Origin of the sequence: Streptomyces decoyicus, assembly GCF_019880305.1 — a bacterium.
In the GTDB taxonomy this organism is placed as follows: Bacteria; Actinomycetota; Actinomycetes; order Streptomycetales; family Streptomycetaceae; genus Streptomyces; species Streptomyces decoyicus.
The window spans coordinates 2,078,891-2,094,828 of the sequence record NZ_CP082301.1 but is presented as its reverse complement, the minus strand read 5'-3'; the positions used below and the strand labels follow the sequence as shown (position 1 = coordinate 2,094,828).

The following is a 15,938-nucleotide window of genomic DNA, read 5'->3' as shown; positions in this document are numbered from 1 at the left end:
GGGTCTGTGCAGGGGTGCCCGGTGTGTTGCAGAAGCGCCACAAAACGCGGGTCCGGCGCGCCCCGGGCCCGCCGTCGTGCGTAGGGTCGAAGGGGCCGCCGGAAAGCTGGGCGGGGACAGTACAGAGAGGGGACGGCGCGTGTCGGTCAATTTGTCCAAGGGGCAGGGCATCAGCCTGCAGAAGTCCGACGGAGGAAACCTGACGTCGGTGCGGATGGGGCTGGGGTGGCGCTCGGCGCCGCGCCGGGGCCTGTTCGGGAGGCGGACCAGCGAGATCGACCTCGACGCCTCGGCGGTGCTGTTCGCCGACAAGAAGCCCATAGATGTCGTCTTCTTCCAGCACCTCGTCAGCGACGACGGCGCGGTCCGGCACACCGGCGACAACCTGGTCGGCGGCGCGGGCCAGGGCGGTGACGACGAGGCGATCCTGGTCGACCTGGCGCGGGTGCCGGTGCACATCGACCAGATCGGGTTCACCGTCAACTCCTTCACCGGGCAGACCTTCGCCGAGGTGCAGGACGCCTTCTGCCGCCTGGTGGACGAGGCCACGGGCCAGGAGCTGGCCCGCTACACCCTCACGGGCGGCGGCAACTACACCGCCCAGGTCATGTCCAAGGTGCACCGCGTGGGCAACGGCTGGCAGATGACCGCCATCGGCGAGCCCTCCGTCGGCCGCACGTTCCAGGACCTCGTGCCGGCGATCCTGCCGCACCTGTAACCACCACCGCGGCAGCGCGTACCGGGCCGCGCCGCCGCCGCCGCTCCGGGCCCGCGCCCGGGGTCGGCCCGGGACGCCACGATCACCAGGGGGAACAACGATGACGGCCGAGCTGGTCCGGGGGCAGAACCATCCACTGGACCGGGCACGGGTGGAGATCCGGGTGACGGCGGGCTCTCCCGTCGTGGCCGGGGCCACCCTCGGCGACGAGCAGGGCCGGCTCGCCGGCGCCGAGTCGGTGGCCCACCCGGGCGCGCCCCGGCGCCCCGGCATCGAGGTCCCCCGCCAGGCGGCCGCCGAGCACCGCATCGCGGTCGACCTCGACGCACTGTCCGGCGACGTCCACCGGGTCAGCGTGCTGCTGGCGCTGCCCCGCGGGACCGGCGCGCTGAGCACCTTCGGGTCGGCCGCGGCGCCTGCCGTCACGGTCACCGGCCTCGACGGCACCGGCATCGCCCGCTACACCGTCACCGGCCTGGGCGCCGAGTCCGCCGTCGTCGCCGTCGAGCTCTACCGCAGGCAGGGCGTGTGGAAGGTGCGCGCCGTGGGCCAGGGCTACGCCGACGGCCTCACGGCGATGCTGCACGATCAGGGCCTGCCGCAGGCGGCGGAGCTGGGCGCGGAGATCGAGGAAGCGATCAGCCGGGGCCAGGACCGCGCCGTCCAGGCGCCCGCCGTGGCGGCGGGCCGGTCCGAACGGGCCGGGGCCGGCCCCGCCGCCGCGGACCGGCCGTCCCCCGCGCACCCTCCCGCATCTGACGGTCCGCCATCCGGGCCGGGAGCCGCACCAGGAACCGGAGCGAAGGCCGCAGCCGCAGCCAAGCCCGGAGACGTATCGCCCGCCCCCGTGGGCGCCGGCCCCATCGACTACCGGCACCCGCAGCGCCGCAGCACCCCTCCGCCGGCCGCCCAGGCGCCGGCCGCCCCCGCTCCGGCCCCCGCGACCCCGGCGGGCGCCTCCGCACCGGCCGGGACCCCCGCGCCGCCGGACGGGCCTTCGCAGCCCGTGGCCGGTGACGCCGCCGGCTGGAGCATGGAGGAGCGGCTCTACAACCAGGTCTGGGGCATGTTCGAGGACCTGGCCCGCTCGGTCGCGGCCTACCGCAGTGCCTCCGGCTTCGCGGAGTCCCGCCTGGAGCAGGAGCTCGACCAGGCCCTGTCCGACCCGCGCAACCGCCTCGGGACGGCCGCCGACGCCGCCCGCGCCACCGCCCGTGACAAGCACGCCGCCCTCGTCGCCCAGGCCCGCGCCGCCCTCGACCGTGACCTCGCTCAGCTCGCGGCCGAGTCGGCGGTCGTGGAGCCCGCGCTGCCGCCCGCCTTCGCCCGCTGGGACAACCCCGTCTGGCAGGGCTACCAAGCCCCGCTGGAGCGCCCGATGGCGCTGCGCCTGGGCGATCTGCATCTTCCGGAGGTCCTGGACCTGCGCATTCCCATGCTCGTACGCCTCCCCCTGGAGCGCGGGCTGTGGATCGACAGCGGGCCCGATGCCTACGCCGGGAGCGCCGGCCCCGATCCCGACCGCGACATCGCCCGGCGGGAGCTGGGCAGCGCGCTCACGGACGGCCCGCCCGACGAGGCCGGGCTGCGCCGCCTGGCGATCGAGACGGCCGTCGCGATCGCCGCCCGGATGCTCGCCATCCACCCCGCGGGTGATTTCGCGGTCCAGGTCATCGACCCGGGCGGCACCGCGGCGCCCGCGCTCGCGCCGCTGGTGGAGAGCGGTGCGCTGCCCGCCGCCCCGGTGTCCGGCGCCCAGGGCGTGGCGGCGGTGCTGGAGGCGCTGACGCGCCGGGTGGACCTCGTCCAGATGGCCGTGCGCCATCGCGCCGGGGATGCACTCCCGCCGGATCTCGACACCGCCGAGCAGCTGCTGATCGTGCATGACTTCCCGCACGGCTTCGACGACCGCGCCCTCACCCAGCTCCGCTATCTGGCCGACGAGGGGCCGGCGGTCGGGGTGCATCTGCTGATGGTCGCCGACCGTGCCCAGTCCCGGGAGTACGGCCCGGTCCTGGACCCGCTGTGGCGCTCCCTGCTGCGGATCACGCCGGTGCCCGATGCCCACCTCGCCGACCCCTGGGTCGGCCATGCCTGGACGTACGAGCCCTTGCTCGCCCCGAAGGGCAGTCAGGTGGTGCGCCAGGTACTGGGCCGGGTTGCGGCCGCCCGTCGGGCATCCTGACCAGGCATTTTACCTTTTCCTTTACTATTCATTGGGCTTCCTTTACGCTTCTTTGTGCGGAGGGGAGTATTCCCCAACGACGTACCCGTCATCACGGATTGCGAGTGTGACGAGATCCCGGGGCGTCGGTCCCGTTCCTCCATTGGGCGGAACGGGGCGGAAGAGACCTCCGGCAGCGACGACGCTGTAAGTGCCGTACGACTCTGCCGGAGGAGCAGTGGACGTTTCCCTGATGCTGTGGGTCCTGACCATCCTTGGTCTGTGCGCCCTGATCGCCGCCGATTTCTTCATCGGCGGACGCAAACCACACGAGGTCTCCCTCAAGGAGGCCGGAATCTGGACCGGTGTCTGGATCGCGCTCGCCGCGCTCTTCGGCCTCGGACTGCTGCTGTTCGCCGGCACCGCGCCGGCCGGTGAATTCTTCGCGGGATTCATCACCGAGAAGTCCCTGAGCGTCGACAACCTCTTCGTCTTCGTGCTGATCATGGCGAAGTTCGCGGTCCCGACGATCTACCAGCAGCGGGTGCTGATGGTGGGTGTGCTGATCGCGCTGGTGCTGCGGGCCGGCTTCATCGCCGCGGGCGCCGCGATCATCGCCAACTTCTCCTGGGTGTTCTACCTCTTCGGCGCGTTCCTCATCTGGACCGCGTGGAAGCTCATCCAGGACGCGCGCGCCGGGGCCGAGGACGAGGAGTACGAGGAGAACCGCTTCCTGAAGGTCGTCGAGAAGCGCTTCCCGTCGACCGACAAGTACCACGGGACCAAGCTGTTCATCGTCGAGAACGGCAAGCGGCTGATGACGCCGATGCTGATCGTCATGCTGGCGATCGGCACCACCGACGTCCTCTTCGCGCTGGACTCCATCCCGGCGATCTTCGGCCTCACCCAGGACCCGTACATCGTCTTCACCGCCAACGCCTTCGCCCTGATGGGCCTGCGGCAGCTGTACTTCCTGATCGGCGGACTGCTCAAGAAGCTGGTCCACCTCTCGTACGGACTGTCGATCATCCTGGGCTTCATCGGCGTGAAGCTGGTACTGCACGCCCTGCACGAGTCGGGGGTGGCCGTCCCGGAGATCAGCATTCCGGTCTCGCTGGGCGTCATCTGCGCCGTGCTGGTCGTCACCACGATCACCAGCCTGCGCGCCTCGAAGAAGCAGGCCGCGGCAGAGGCGTCGGCCAAGGAACACATCGACGTCTGAGGCCAATGCCCACGGCCCGTGGCACAAGAACCGACGGCGCCCGGTCCTGCTCCCTTCCGGAGCGGGACCGGGCGCCGTCGCGCGATCCGCGGCCTGTGGCGCCGCCCTCCTGCCCTACCAGCCGCGCTCGTGCCACTGCGCGAGGTGCGGCCGCTCCGCGCCGAGGGTGGTGTCGCTGCCGTGGCCCGGGTAGACCCAGGTCTCGTCGGGCAGTGCGCCGAAGAGCTTGCGCTCCACATCGTCGATCAGGCGGGTGAAGTTCTCGGCGCTGCCGAAGGTGTTGCCGACACCGCCGGGGAACAGGCAGTCCCCGGTGAAGAGATGAGGGGCGCCGTGCGGGTCGTCGTAGACCAGCGCGATGCTGCCCGGCGTATGTCCCACCAGATGGCGCGCGGTCAGCTCGACGCGGCCGACCGTGAGGGTGTCGCCGTCCTCGAGCAGCACGTCCGTGGGGACGGGGATGCCCTCGGCGTCGTAGCGCCCCGCACAGGTCCGCGCGCCCGTCGCATCGACGACCTCGCGCAGCGCGCCCCAGTGGTCGCCGTGCCGGTGCGTGGTGACCACGGAGGCGATGCCGCTGTCGCCGATCAGCGCGAGAAGCGTGTGCGGTTCGGCGGCCGCGTCGATCAGCAGTTGCTCATCGGTCGCCCGGCACCGCAGCACATAGGCGTTGTTGTCCATCGGACCGACCGCGACCTTCGAGATCATCAGGTCGGTCAGCTCGTGCACGTCGGCCGGTCCGCCGACCTTCACTGCTCCGCTGTAGCCCATGGGACCACTCTAGGACCTGTCTTCAAAGTCCCGTCTGCCTCGCGGCGCCTGGCACGCACTCCCCCACGCCTGAACGGCGCGGGGGGACCCCCATCCGCGTTGTCGGGGTCGTCCCGGTACACCCAGTACCGGGGCGACCCTCCTGTATTGATCACGAGCGTTGTTAACAGTCGCCAGGCTTGATCAATGGCGAAGACCTCCGGTGTGGTGGAGGTGTCTAGGCTTCACCACACAACGGAGGTCTTCGTGTCCCACCGTAATGCCCGGCTCACGGTTCACGGCAGGAGGCTGCTGGTCGACCGTGTTCGGTCCGGTCGGCCCGTGGCTCATGTGGCAGCCGAGATGGGAGTCTCACGCACCACAGCTCACAAGTGGGTCCGGCGGTTCGTGGCGGAAGGCGATGTGGGGCTACGCGACCGCGCCAGCTGTCCGCACAGCACCCCGCACCGCACCTCGGCAGCAGACGAGGCACGCGTGTGCCACCTACGCACAAGCCGCAAGCTCGGACCGGCCCGCATCGGGCCGATTCTGGGAATGCCCGCCTCCACCGTGCACCGCGTCCTGACCCGCCACGGTCTGAGCCGCCTGGCCTTCATCGACCGGCCCACCGGGCAGGTCATCCGCCGATTCGAACGTGACCGCCCCGGCGAACTGGTCCACGTCGACGTGAAGAAATTCGGCCGGATCCCCGACGGTGGTGGCCACAAGGTCCTCGGCCGCCAAGCCGGCCGTGTCACCCGCAGCAGCATGGGCTTCGACTACGTCCCCTCCGCCGTCGACGACCACACCCGCCTCGCCTACAGCGAGGTCCATGGCGACGAGAATGCCACCACCTGCGCGGCCTTCCTCGACAGGGCCGCAGCGTTCTTCAAGACCGCGGGCATCGACCGCATCGAACGTGTCCTGACCGATAACGCCTGGCCCTACCGCAAGAGCTTTGCCTGGCGCGAGGCTCTGGCCCGTCCCGGCGCGACAGGCAAGCTCACACGTGCCTACCGGCCACAGACCAATGGCAAGGTCGAACGCTTCCATCGCACCCTGGCCGACGAGTGGGCTTACACCCGGCCCTACACCAGCAACGACGAACGCACAGCAGCCCTGCCAGGCTTTCTTCACACCTACAACCACCACCGCTGCCACACCGCACTCGCAGGCCAGCCACCCATCACCCGCGTGAACAACCCTGCGGGTCAATACACCTAGAGCGGCGGCACCGCGGGCAGGACGGAGCCATGGCTGTCGAGTTTGCGGCCGTCGCCGCGTCCGGTGAGCCAGCCCACCAGCGCGGTCGCGGAGCCCGTCACCACCACGGGCGCGGCCTCGGCGCCCGATCCGGGGGCGAGGCGGCCGGTGCGCCACCGGCGGCCGTCGGCGGCCCGCAGTTCCAGCGCGGGCAGATCCGGGTGCCCGGCGAACTTGATCGTGGCCAGGAAGGCCAGTTCGCGGTCGACGAAGGCGGGTGACAGCTGGTCGACGGTGTGGCCCACGCCGAGGTCGACATGGTGCAGTTCGAGTTCCGCCAGCCGGCGCAGGGGCAGCCGGTCCGCCCGTTCGATGACGTCGTTGCGCATCTCGACCTCGTACGCCCGGCGGGCCTTGGGCAGCGCGTCCATCGCCGCGTCGAACCGGGCGGCGGTCTCCTTGAGATCCTCCAGATGCGCCGCCAGCGGCCGGTCGGCACCCCGCTCGATATCGGCCTGACGGGCCTCGGGACTGGCGTACATCGGCGTCCGCACCCCCGTACGCGCCCAGGTGAGGAGGTTGCCCAGCGCGTCGGCGTTGCGTGCCAGATGGGCGAGGACATGGCCGCGGGTCCAGTCGGGGAGCAGCGACGGCTCGCCGATCGCCGCGTCGTCGAGCTTGCTCACCGCGACGAGGAGCCGGTCGGTGGCCTCACGGACGGCTGCCACATCGCGCGGGAAGTCAGGCGGGGTGAGGGTCATGGTCCGACGCTAGCGCCGCCGGGGCGGGTTCGGGAGTGGGCCGGAGCCGATCGGGGCGTACGCGGGCGGCGCGGGCGGCGCGCGGCAGCCGGAAGGGCCGCCGGTCCGCGCCGCCCGCGGTGGTCAGGCCGCCGCCGCGTCGGGCGTCCCGAACCAGCGCCGGAGCGCGGCGGCCAGCTCGTCCGGCGCGTCCGGGCCGCCGGGGGAGTCCGCCGCCCAGGCGGTGGCGCCGTCCGGCCGCACCAGGAGGCCGGCCAGGCCGGGCCGCTCCGGGCAGCCCGCCGTGAGCATCCGCAGCCGGCCGCCGTATCCCGTGGCACGCTTGCGCACCTCACCGTCATCGGCGAGATCGAGCAACAGCCCCTGCCCGCCGTGGAGATGCTCGGCGAGCCGGGAGCCGTCGGAGAGCACCAGGTCGGGTGCGCTGCGACCGGTCAGCGGATGGCTGCCGGGCAGGTCGTAGCGCTGCCCGGCACCGGAGATCTTCTTGGCGAAGAAGGTGGTGGCGTCGACCGTCCCGGTCAGTTCGGCGATCACCTCACGCAGTGCCCGGGTATGCGACTCCGGCCGCATCAGCGCCACTTGGGCCCGGGTCCACTCCAGTACCCATGCGCCCAGGGGGTGCCGCTCGGCCGTGTACGTGTCGAGCAGCCCCTCGGGAGCCCGGCCGCGCACCGTGGCGGCCAGCTTCCAGCCGAGGTTCATCGCGTCGCCGATGCCGAGGTTCAGCCCCTGGCCCCCGAACGGCGAGTGGACGTGCGCCGCGTCACCGGCGAGCAGCACCCGCCCCGCGCGGTAGTCGGGCACCTGGCGCGCATTGTCCGTGAACCGGGTCGCCGAGAGCACCTTGTGGATCCTGATGTCCGCCACCCCGGACACCTTCCGCAGGGAGGTCTCCAACTCCTCGGCGGTGACGGGGGCTTCACGCTCCGCGGGCGGCCCGTCGAACTCCACGGTGAGGATCCGGCCGGGCAGGGGGCCGTGGGCATAGGTCCCGGTTCGGGTCCAGTGCCAGCCGGCGCCCAGGGCTTCTGCGCCGGTCATCTCCACGAGGGCCTGATGACCGGTGATCCCGGGAGCCGTGCCGGGGAAGGGGAAACCGGCGAGCCGGCGGACCGTGCTGCGGCCGCCGTCGCAGCCGACCAGCCAGCCGGTGCGCAGCGGCCCCTCCGAGGTGTGGACGTGCACCCCGTCCTCGCCGGCGTCGAAGCCGGTCAGGCTCACCCCGCGGCGCAGGTCGACGCCCAACTCGGCGGCGCGGGCGCCGAGCAGCCGTTCCAGGGCCTCCTGCGGAACGAGCCCGACCTCGGCGGCGGGCCCGGGGCCGTCGAAGTCCGGGTCGGACTCGTCCAGCAGATCGCCGCGCAGCATGATGCCGGCGAAGTGCCCGGCGAACTTCGGCGGTTGCTTCACCCCGGTGGCTCCGGCGGCCTGGCGCTGCCGCAGGAACGCACTGAACCTCTCGAAGGCGGCGCGCTGTGCCTCCGCCAGGCCGGGCAGCATTCCGCGCCGGTAGAAGGCCTCCGCGGTGGGGGAGTTGATCGCCCCTGCCTTGATCGTCGTATCCACTTCGGCCAGCCGCTCCAGGACGACGACCGACACCTGGGCCAGGGCGAGTTCGCAGGCGAGCATCAGCCCCACCGGGCCGCCCCCTGCCACTACTACGTCTGCGTCATGATTCATGGACGTAAGTGTAGTGACTATAAATTTGTTGTGGCTAAAAATTGTCCTAGGATTCCGGCCATGACGGATCAGGAGCGGCGCGGTGGCGGACCGGCGGCGGAGGGCGCGACGGACAGCCCGACGGGCGGTGGGCGGATCGGTGGCCGGCCGGCGGAGACCGGTTTCGCCGAGGAGGACGGGCGGCTGACGCTGCGCGAGCGCAAGAAGCTGCGCACCCGGCAGCGGATCTCCGGCGAGGCCACGCTGCTGTTCATCCGGCGGGGCTTCGACAACGTCACGGTCGCCGAGGTGGCCCGTGCCGCCGAGGTGTCCACGATGACGGTGTTCAACTACTTCCCGCGCAAGGAGGACCTCTTCCTCGACCGGATCCCCGAGGGCCGGGAGCTGCTCACCCGCACCGTCCGCGAGCGCGGCGCGGACGAGTCGCCGCTCGCCGCGCTGCGCCGGCTCACCCTCGGCCTGCTGGCGGAGCGGCATCCGCTGGCCGGCGTGGGGGAGGGGTTCGAGCACTTCTGGCGCACGGTGCTGGACTCGCCGGCGCTGCGGGCGCGGGGGCGCGAGGCGGTCGAGGAGATGGAGGACGCACTCGCCGTGCTGCTGGCCGAGGCCGTGGGCGGCGACGCGGGGCGCCCCGGCCGTGACGTCCGGCTGGCCGCGGCGCTGATCATCGCGGGGATCCGGGCGGCGTATGCCGGAGCGGCGGCCCGGCAGCTCGGGGGTGACCCGGTGGACGACGTGGCCGTTGAGCAGGCGGAGGTGCTGCGGCGCACGTTCGATGCGCTGGAGCGGGCGCTGCCCGGATTTGCCTGACGGGAGAGTTCCCGCAGCGTACGGACGTGTGGCGGGTGCGGGAAGATTGTGGGGCCGCCACACGTTCGGGTGAAGAGGGCTTGCGAGTCCGGTAAATCGAATGCGCGTGCTATAGGCTCGTGTGTGGCATCCCAAAGACAGTGCCGCGGAGGTCCCCATACCCTGGGGCGGGGGCTCCGCTCCGCCCCGCCGCCTCTGCTCACCCACCGCGCGGCGGACGTGGAGCCGCGGCCCCCACCCCCTTCCAAGAAAGGTGCCGACCGGCGTGGCCGACCGTCTCATCGTCCGTGGCGCTCGCGAGCACAACCTCAAGAACGTCTCGCTCGACCTCCCCCGCGACTCCCTCATCGTCTTCACGGGGCTCTCCGGGTCGGGCAAGTCCTCGCTCGCCTTCGACACGATCTTCGCCGAGGGGCAGCGGCGCTATGTCGAGTCGCTCTCCTCCTATGCCCGGCAGTTCCTCGGGCAGATGGACAAGCCCGATGTGGACTTCATCGAGGGCCTGTCCCCCGCGGTATCGATCGACCAGAAGTCGACGTCGCGCAACCCGCGCTCGACGGTCGGCACGATCACCGAGGTCTACGACTACCTCCGCCTGCTCTTCGCCCGTATCGGCAAGCCGCACTGTCCCGAGTGCGGGCGTCCGATCGCCCGGCAGTCGCCGCAGGCCATCGTCGACAAGGTGCTCGATCTCCCCGAGGGCAGCCGCTTCCAGGTGCTCTCCCCGCTGGTGCGCGAGCGCAAGGGCGAGTTCGCCGACCTCTTCTCCGACCTCCAGACCAAGGGCTACAGCCGGGCGCGGGTCGACGGGGAGACGATCCAGCTCTCCGAGCCGCCGAAGCTGAAGAAGCAGGAGAAGCACACCATCGAGGTGGTCGTCGACCGCCTCACGGTCAAGGAGTCCGCCAAGCGCCGGCTGACCGACTCCGTCGAGACCGCCCTCGGGCTCTCCGGTGGCATGGTCATCCTCGACTTCGTCGACCTGGACGCGGACGACCCGCAGCGCGAGCGGATGTATTCGGAGCATCTGTACTGCGCCTACGACGATCTCTCCTTCGAGGAGCTGGAGCCGCGCTCCTTCTCCTTCAACTCGCCCTTCGGCGCCTGCCCGGACTGCACCGGCATCGGCACGCGCATGGAGGTCGACCCCGAGCTGATCATCCCCGACGAGGACCGTTCCCTCGACGAGGGAGCGATCCACCCCTGGTCGCACGGCCACACCAAGGAGTACTTCGGCCGCTTGGTCGGCGCGCTGGCGGACGCCCTCGGATTCCGTACGGACATCCCCTGGGCGGGGCTGCCGGCCCGCGCCAAGAAGGCCCTGCTGAACGGCCACAAGACCCAGATCGAGGTGCGCTACCGCAACCGGTACGGCCGCCAGCGGGCCTACACCACCCCCTTCGAGGGCGCGGTGCCGTTCGTCAAGCGGCGGCACTCCGAGGCGGAGAGCGACAGCAGCCGGGAGCGCTTCGAGGGCTATATGCGCGAGGTGCCCTGCCCGACCTGTGAGGGCACCCGGCTCAAGCCGATCGTGCTCGCCGTCACGGTCCAGCAGAAGTCGATCGCCGAGGTCGCGGGCATGTCGATCAGCGACTGTGCCGACTTCCTGCGGGAGATGACGCTCGACGCGCGCGAGAAGAAGATCGCCGAGCGGGTCCTCAAGGAGGTCAACGAGCGGCTGAAGTTCCTGGTCGACGTCGGCCTGGACTACCTCTCGCTGAACCGCGCGGCCGGCACCCTCTCCGGCGGTGAGGCCCAGCGCATCCGCCTCGCCACCCAGATCGGCTCCGGCCTGGTGGGCGTGCTCTACGTCCTCGACGAGCCGTCCATCGGTCTGCACCAGCGCGACAACCACCGGCTCATCGAGACCCTGGTGCGGCTGCGCGACATGGGCAACACCCTGATCGTCGTGGAGCACGACGAGGACACCATCAAGGTCGCGGACTGGGTCGTGGACATCGGCCCGGGCGCCGGCGAGCACGGCGGCAAGGTCGTGCACAGCGGCCCGATGAAGCAGCTGCTGACCAACAAGGAGTCGATCACCGGTCAGTATCTGGCCGGCAAGAAGGCCATCGCGACGCCGGACATCCGGCGGCCCGCCGACCCGGCGCGGCAGCTGACGGTCCATGGCGCGAAGGAGAACAACCTCCGCGACATCGACGTCTCCTTCCCGCTCGGCGTGTTCACCGCCGTCACCGGCGTCTCAGGATCCGGCAAGTCGACGCTGGTCAACGACATCCTCTACACCCACCTGGCGCGCGAGCTGAACGGCGCCAAGTCGGTGCCGGGCCGGCACACCCGGGTCGCCGGCGACGATCTGGTGGACAAGGTCGTGCATGTCGACCAGTCGCCGATCGGCCGCACCCCGCGCTCCAACCCGGCCACCTACACCGGCGTCTTCGATCATGTCCGCAGGCTCTTCGCGGAGACGATGGAGGCCAAGGTCCGCGGCTATCTGCCGGGACGCTTCTCCTTCAACGTCAAGGGCGGCCGCTGCGAGAACTGCTCCGGCGACGGCACGATCAAGATCGAGATGAACTTCCTGCCGGATGTGTATGTGCCGTGCGAGGTCTGCCACGGTGCGCGCTACAACCGGGAGACGCTGGAGGTCCACTACAAGGGCAAGTCCATCGCCGAGGTGCTGGACATGCCCATCGAGGAGGCCCTGAGCTTCTTCGAGGCGGTGCCGACCATCGCCCGGCATCTCAAGACGCTCAACGAGGTCGGTCTCGGCTATGTCCGGCTCGGACAGTCCGCGCCGACGCTCTCCGGCGGTGAGGCGCAGCGCGTCAAGCTGGCCAGCGAGCTCCAGAAGCGCTCGACCGGCAGCACGGTCTACGTTCTCGACGAGCCGACCACCGGTCTGCACTTCGACGACATCAGCAAGCTGATCAACGTGCTGTCCGGCCTGGTCGACAAGGGCAACACAGTGATCGTCATCGAGCACAACCTCGATGTGATCAAGACGGCGGACTGGGTCGTCGACATGGGCCCCGAAGGCGGCAACGGCGGCGGCCTGGTCGTCGCCGAGGGCACGCCGGAGGATGTCGCGTCCCTCCCGGCCAGCCACACCGGCAAGTTCCTGCGGGAGATCCTCGGCGACCGCGTCAGCGATGCCGCGCCGGCGGCGACGTCCGTGAGGAAGCCGGCGGCCAAGAAGACCGCTGCGAAGAAGACGGCGGCGAAGAAGACGGCTGCCAAGAAGACCGTGGCGAAGAAGACGACGGCGCGGACCCGCCAGGCCTCCTGACCCGGCGGACCGTTCCCGGACGGGCCGTCACCGCTCCCCGCATCACGGGGGCGGTGGCGGCCTGTCGTGCGTACGGGGGGAGCGGAACCGTGGCACGGGCGGTCGCCGAAGCCCGCGGCCCCTGCCCGCCCCGCTCCTACGCCGCCAGCTCCGTGGCGAACGGCGGTTCCGCGCCCGCGCGGGAGCAGGTGACGGCGGCCGCGCGGGCGGCGAAGCGCAGGATGTCGCGCCAGTCGTCATCGCCGAGGCCGGCGACGGCGGCGTAGGAGAGTGCGTCGTGGGCGTCCAGGCGGTGCAGGAGTGCGGCGTTGACCGTGTCGCCGGCGCCGATGGTGTCGACGACGGTGACCCGCTCACCGGGGACCGTCAGCTCGGTGCCGCCCCGCGTCAGCACCGTCAGACCATCCCCGCCACGGGTGAGGACGATCGCCGCGGGCCCCGCGCCCAGCCACTCCTTCGCCGCCGCGGTGACCGCCTCCCAGCCGCCGCCCGGCGCGGCGCCGGACCCGGCCAGCCACAGGGCGTCCTCCTCCGACAGCTTCAGCAGGGCCAGGTCGGGGAGCCAGGAACGGAAGCGGGCCCGGTAGGCGGCCGGGTCCGGGATCAGACCGGGCCGGATGTTGGGGTCGAGCGCGGTGAAGACACCGCGCCCGGCCTCGCGGCGCAGCAGGGACTCGTACGCACTCGCCCCCGGTTCCAGCACGAGCGAGCAGGTGCCCAGGGAGAGCGCGCGGGCCGCGGCGGGCAGCGCGGGCGGCAGGGTGAAGAGCCGGTCGGCGGTGCCGTCGGCGTAGAAGCCGTAGCCCGCCGACCCGTCGGGGCTGATGTCCGCCACGGCGAGCGTGGTCGGCTCACCGCCGCGCTGCACCAAAGAGGTGTCCACACCACCGCCGCGCAGCCCCTGGAGCAGCGCTTCGCCGAAGGCGTCGGTCGAGATCCGCGAGCAGAACGCGGCAGGCGAGCCCAGCCGTCCCAGCGCGACCGCGGTGTTGTACGGACCGCCGCCGCGCCGCGGCAGCAGCGCCGGCAGCCGGGCGTCCGACGCGGGGGTACCTCCGGTGCCCGGCACGGACGGGGGAGTGGCCTGCGGGCTGGGGACGAGGTCGATCAGTGCCTCGCCGGCGACGACGATCACGGGGTGGGGTTCCTTTCCTGGGCGGCCGGGGGCGTGGCCGGGGCGGGGTCGGCGCAGCCGCACGACGTACGGTGCACAAACGTGCAGGGGAGGCGGACGGTGCGTGGAGGCCGGTCCGGCTCCGCCAGGCGTTCCAGCAGCAGCCGGACCGCCGCCGCCCCGATGTCCTTGCTGGGCTGGGCGATGGCGGTCAGCCGGGGTGTGAACAGATCGGCCCACGAAAAGTCGTCGAAGCAGGCCAGCGCGATATCGCGGGGCACCTCCAGGCCCAGCTCGCGCAGCGCCCGGAGCGCGCCGATGGTCATCGCGTTGTTGGCGGTGATGACCGCGGTGGGCGGCCGCGGCACGGCCAGCAGACGGCGGGTGGCGTCCTGGGCGCCCTGTGCCTCGGAGTTGCCGCCGGCGAGGAGTTCGGGCGCGAAGGGCAGACCGCAGGCGCGCAGCCCCTCGCGGTAGCCCTCGACCCGCTCGGTGGTCGTGCTCAGCCCGGGCAGACCGGCCACCAGGCCGATCCGGGTGTGCCCCGAGCCGGCCAGATGCCCGACCAGTTGGCGCACCGGACCGGTGCTCTCGGCGCACACCTGGTCATGGTCGTCGCCGACCAGCCGGTCCAGGAAGACGGTGGGCACCTCTCGGCGGGCCAGGTACTCCACCATCTCGGAGGGTTCCGCGGACGGCGCCACGATCATGCCGTCCACGCGTCGTTCGTGCAGCAGCTGGACGACCTTGCGCTCGTGCTGCGGATCGTCGTGCGGATCGGTGAGCAGCAGGCTGTAGCCGGCCTCCAGGGCGCCCGCCTCGACGCCCTGGAGGATCTCGGTGAAGTACGGGTTGCTGATCGCCGAGACCGCCAGGCCGATCGAGCGGGTGCGGGAGGTGACCAGGGAGCGGGCCAGGGTGTTGTGCGTGTAGCCGAGGTCCTCGATGGCGCCGAGCACCGCGGCGCGGGTGTCGGGGCGGACCGGACGGGTCTCGTTCAGCACATGCGAGACCGTGGCGACGGAGACCCCCGCACGCCGCGCCACATCCGTCATCGTCGTCATCCGGCTCTTCCTCCCCGAGCGTGCGGCACCACGTCGGCGCCGCGGCCTCCCACGGCCTCGTCCCGCGAAGTCCACCACATTACGAGCACCCCACCGAAAACGTAAACGCTTGCGTAAGCGTTTACGCCCACGCTACCTTCCCGGCATCGCAATCCCGCACGACGTCGTGAGGAGGCGCCGATGCGCGCTCTCGTGGTCACCGCACCGGGCAAGGCGGGCAGCACCGCTGTCACCGAACTGCCCGACCCCGTCCCGGAGCCCGATGAGGTGGTCGTGCGCGTCACGTCCTGCGGGCTGTGCGGCACCGATATGCACCTCCTCGGCGGCGAGCTGCCCGCCGCGGCCTATCCGCTGGTCCCCGGGCACGAGCTGACCGGCGAGATCGTGGCGGTGGGCGCGGCGGTGACCGGCCGGGCGGTCGGGGAGCGGGTCGCCGTCGACCCCAACATGCCGTGCGGCGCCTGCCACTGCTGCCGGATCGGCCGCGGCAATCTCTGCGAGGACTACACCGCGATCGGCGTCACCCGCGCCGGCGGCTTCGCCGAGCTGGTCGCCGTCCCCGCACGATGCTGTTACGTCCTGCCCGACAGCCTCTCGGAGGCCGCGGCGGGACTCGTCGAGCCGCTGTCCTGTGCGGTGCACGGGCTCAACCGGCTGCCGCGCCGGCCCGGCGAGCACTATCTGATCTACGGCGCCGGCACCATGGGCCTGCTGATGGCCGCCCTCGTACGGACCGCGGGCGCGGCCTCGGTGTCCGTCGTCGACCTCAACGAGGACCGGCTGGCGTTCGCCGGGTCCTTCGGCGTCGACGCGGCCGTGACCAGCGCCGACAAGCTCGGCCGTACGCCCGGCTTCGAGGTCGTGGTCGATGCGACCGGTGCCGTGGCGGCCATCGAGGACGGGCTGGGCCGGGTGCGCCGCGGCGGGACGTTCCTCCAGTTCGGCGTCGCCGACCCGGCGCGCGCCGCGTCCTTCTCGCCGTACCGCGTCTACCACCACGAGATCGACATCATCGGCTCGATGGCGGTGCACCACAGCTTCCAGCCCGCCATCGACGTGCTGGCCGGCGGCCTCGGCGGAGCCCCCGTCGACTCGCTGGTCAGCGACGTCTATGGTCTGGACGAGTTCGACGAGGCGGTCGCCCGGTTCCGGGCGGGCACCGGCCGCAAGATCCATATCGCCCCGCAGAAGGGCTGAGC

At 71.7% G+C, this 15,938-nt stretch carries 12 protein-coding genes; 7 read left to right on the top strand and 5 right to left on the bottom strand.

The window, feature by feature from the left end; translation table 11 throughout:
* The first annotated feature begins 139 nt into the window (after positions 1–139).
* The 3 genes from K7C20_RS09240 to K7C20_RS09230 all read left to right on the top strand — a co-directional run bounded on the left by K7C20_RS09240 (position 140) and on the right by K7C20_RS09230 (position 4,104).
* Complete coding sequence (locus K7C20_RS09240) at positions 140–718, top strand: TerD family protein (protein ID WP_030089054.1); 579 nt, start codon at positions 140–142, stop codon at positions 716–718.
* Between the two features lie 100 nt (positions 719–818).
* Positions 819–2,903 (top strand): TerD family protein, encoded by a 2,085-nt coding sequence (locus K7C20_RS09235; protein WP_053208512.1) that lies wholly within the window; start codon positions 819–821, stop codon positions 2,901–2,903.
* A gap of 217 nt (positions 2,904–3,120) precedes the next feature.
* A complete protein-coding gene (locus K7C20_RS09230) occupies positions 3,121–4,104 on the top strand; it encodes a TerC family protein (RefSeq protein WP_030089060.1) in 984 nt (327 codons plus the stop codon).
* A 114-nt stretch (positions 4,105–4,218) separates the two neighbouring features.
* Here K7C20_RS09230 and K7C20_RS09225 read toward each other — a convergent pair whose 3' ends face one another.
* Positions 4,219–4,875 carry an MBL fold metallo-hydrolase gene (locus K7C20_RS09225; protein ID WP_030089062.1) on the bottom strand — a complete coding sequence of 219 codons (657 nt, stop codon included), beginning with the start codon at positions 4,873–4,875 and terminating at the stop codon, positions 4,219–4,221.
* Between the two features lie 246 nt (positions 4,876–5,121).
* On the opposite strand from K7C20_RS09225, the gene K7C20_RS09220 reads away from it, so the two are divergent.
* A complete protein-coding gene (locus tag K7C20_RS09220) occupies positions 5,122–6,078 on the top strand; it encodes an IS481 family transposase (protein WP_222892712.1) in 957 nt (318 codons plus the stop codon).
* Here K7C20_RS09220 and K7C20_RS09215 read toward each other — a convergent pair.
* Positions 6,075–6,818 carry a maleylpyruvate isomerase family mycothiol-dependent enzyme gene (locus K7C20_RS09215; RefSeq protein WP_030077472.1) on the bottom strand — a complete coding sequence of 248 codons (744 nt, stop codon included), beginning with the start codon at positions 6,816–6,818 and terminating at the stop codon, positions 6,075–6,077. The two genes, K7C20_RS09220 and K7C20_RS09215, sit on opposite strands and share 4 nt — an antisense overlap.
* 123 nt (positions 6,819–6,941) lie before the next feature.
* Positions 6,942–8,501 (bottom strand): FAD-dependent monooxygenase, encoded by a 1,560-nt coding sequence (locus K7C20_RS09210; protein ID WP_053208670.1) that lies wholly within the window; start codon positions 8,499–8,501, stop codon positions 6,942–6,944.
* 60 nt (positions 8,502–8,561) lie between these two features.
* On the opposite strand from K7C20_RS09210, the gene K7C20_RS09205 reads away from it, so the two are divergent.
* Positions 8,562–9,311 carry a TetR/AcrR family transcriptional regulator gene (locus K7C20_RS09205; protein ID WP_078952911.1) on the top strand — a complete coding sequence of 250 codons (750 nt, stop codon included), beginning with the start codon at positions 8,562–8,564 and terminating at the stop codon, positions 9,309–9,311.
* 265 nt (positions 9,312–9,576) lie between these two features.
* Positions 9,577–12,561, top strand: coding sequence for an excinuclease ABC subunit UvrA (uvrA, locus tag K7C20_RS09200; RefSeq protein WP_048828916.1), 2,985 nt, complete (start codon positions 9,577–9,579; stop codon positions 12,559–12,561).
* A 136-nt stretch (positions 12,562–12,697) separates the two neighbouring features.
* Here the strand turns inward: uvrA and K7C20_RS09195 are convergent, their stop codons facing one another.
* Positions 12,698–13,696 (bottom strand): carbohydrate kinase family protein, encoded by a 999-nt coding sequence (locus K7C20_RS09195; RefSeq protein WP_053208671.1) that lies wholly within the window; start codon positions 13,694–13,696, stop codon positions 12,698–12,700.
* Complete coding sequence (locus K7C20_RS09190) at positions 13,693–14,739, bottom strand: LacI family DNA-binding transcriptional regulator (RefSeq protein WP_030077482.1); 1,047 nt, start codon at positions 14,737–14,739, stop codon at positions 13,693–13,695. The genes K7C20_RS09195 and K7C20_RS09190 overlap by 4 nt, the downstream gene beginning before the upstream one ends.
* A gap of 180 nt (positions 14,740–14,919) precedes the next feature.
* On the opposite strand from K7C20_RS09190, the gene K7C20_RS09185 reads away from it, so the two are divergent.
* Complete coding sequence (locus tag K7C20_RS09185; protein ID WP_053208672.1) at positions 14,920–15,936, top strand: zinc-dependent alcohol dehydrogenase family protein; 1,017 nt, start codon at positions 14,920–14,922, stop codon at positions 15,934–15,936.
* Positions 15,937–15,938: the final 2 nt, after the last annotated feature.

Excerpts from the sequence above, each read along its gene's own strand:
- K7C20_RS09235 (WP_053208512.1), top strand. The coding sequence starts at position 819 with ATGACGGCCGAGCTGGTCCGGGGGCAGAACCATCCACTGGACCGGGCA.
- K7C20_RS09225 (WP_030089062.1), bottom strand. The coding sequence starts at position 4,875 with ATGGGCTACAGCGGAGCAGTGAAGGTCGGCGGACCGGCCGACGTGCAC.
- K7C20_RS09215 (WP_030077472.1), bottom strand. The coding sequence starts at position 6,818 with ATGACCCTCACCCCGCCTGACTTCCCGCGCGATGTGGCAGCCGTCCGT.
- K7C20_RS09210 (WP_053208670.1), bottom strand. The coding sequence starts at position 8,501 with ATGAATCATGACGCAGACGTAGTAGTGGCAGGGGGCGGCCCGGTGGGG.
- K7C20_RS09205 (WP_078952911.1), top strand. The coding sequence starts at position 8,562 with ATGACGGATCAGGAGCGGCGCGGTGGCGGACCGGCGGCGGAGGGCGCG.
- K7C20_RS09190 (WP_030077482.1), bottom strand. The coding sequence starts at position 14,739 with ATGACGACGATGACGGATGTGGCGCGGCGTGCGGGGGTCTCCGTCGCC.
- K7C20_RS09185 (WP_053208672.1), top strand. The coding sequence starts at position 14,920 with ATGCGCGCTCTCGTGGTCACCGCACCGGGCAAGGCGGGCAGCACCGCT.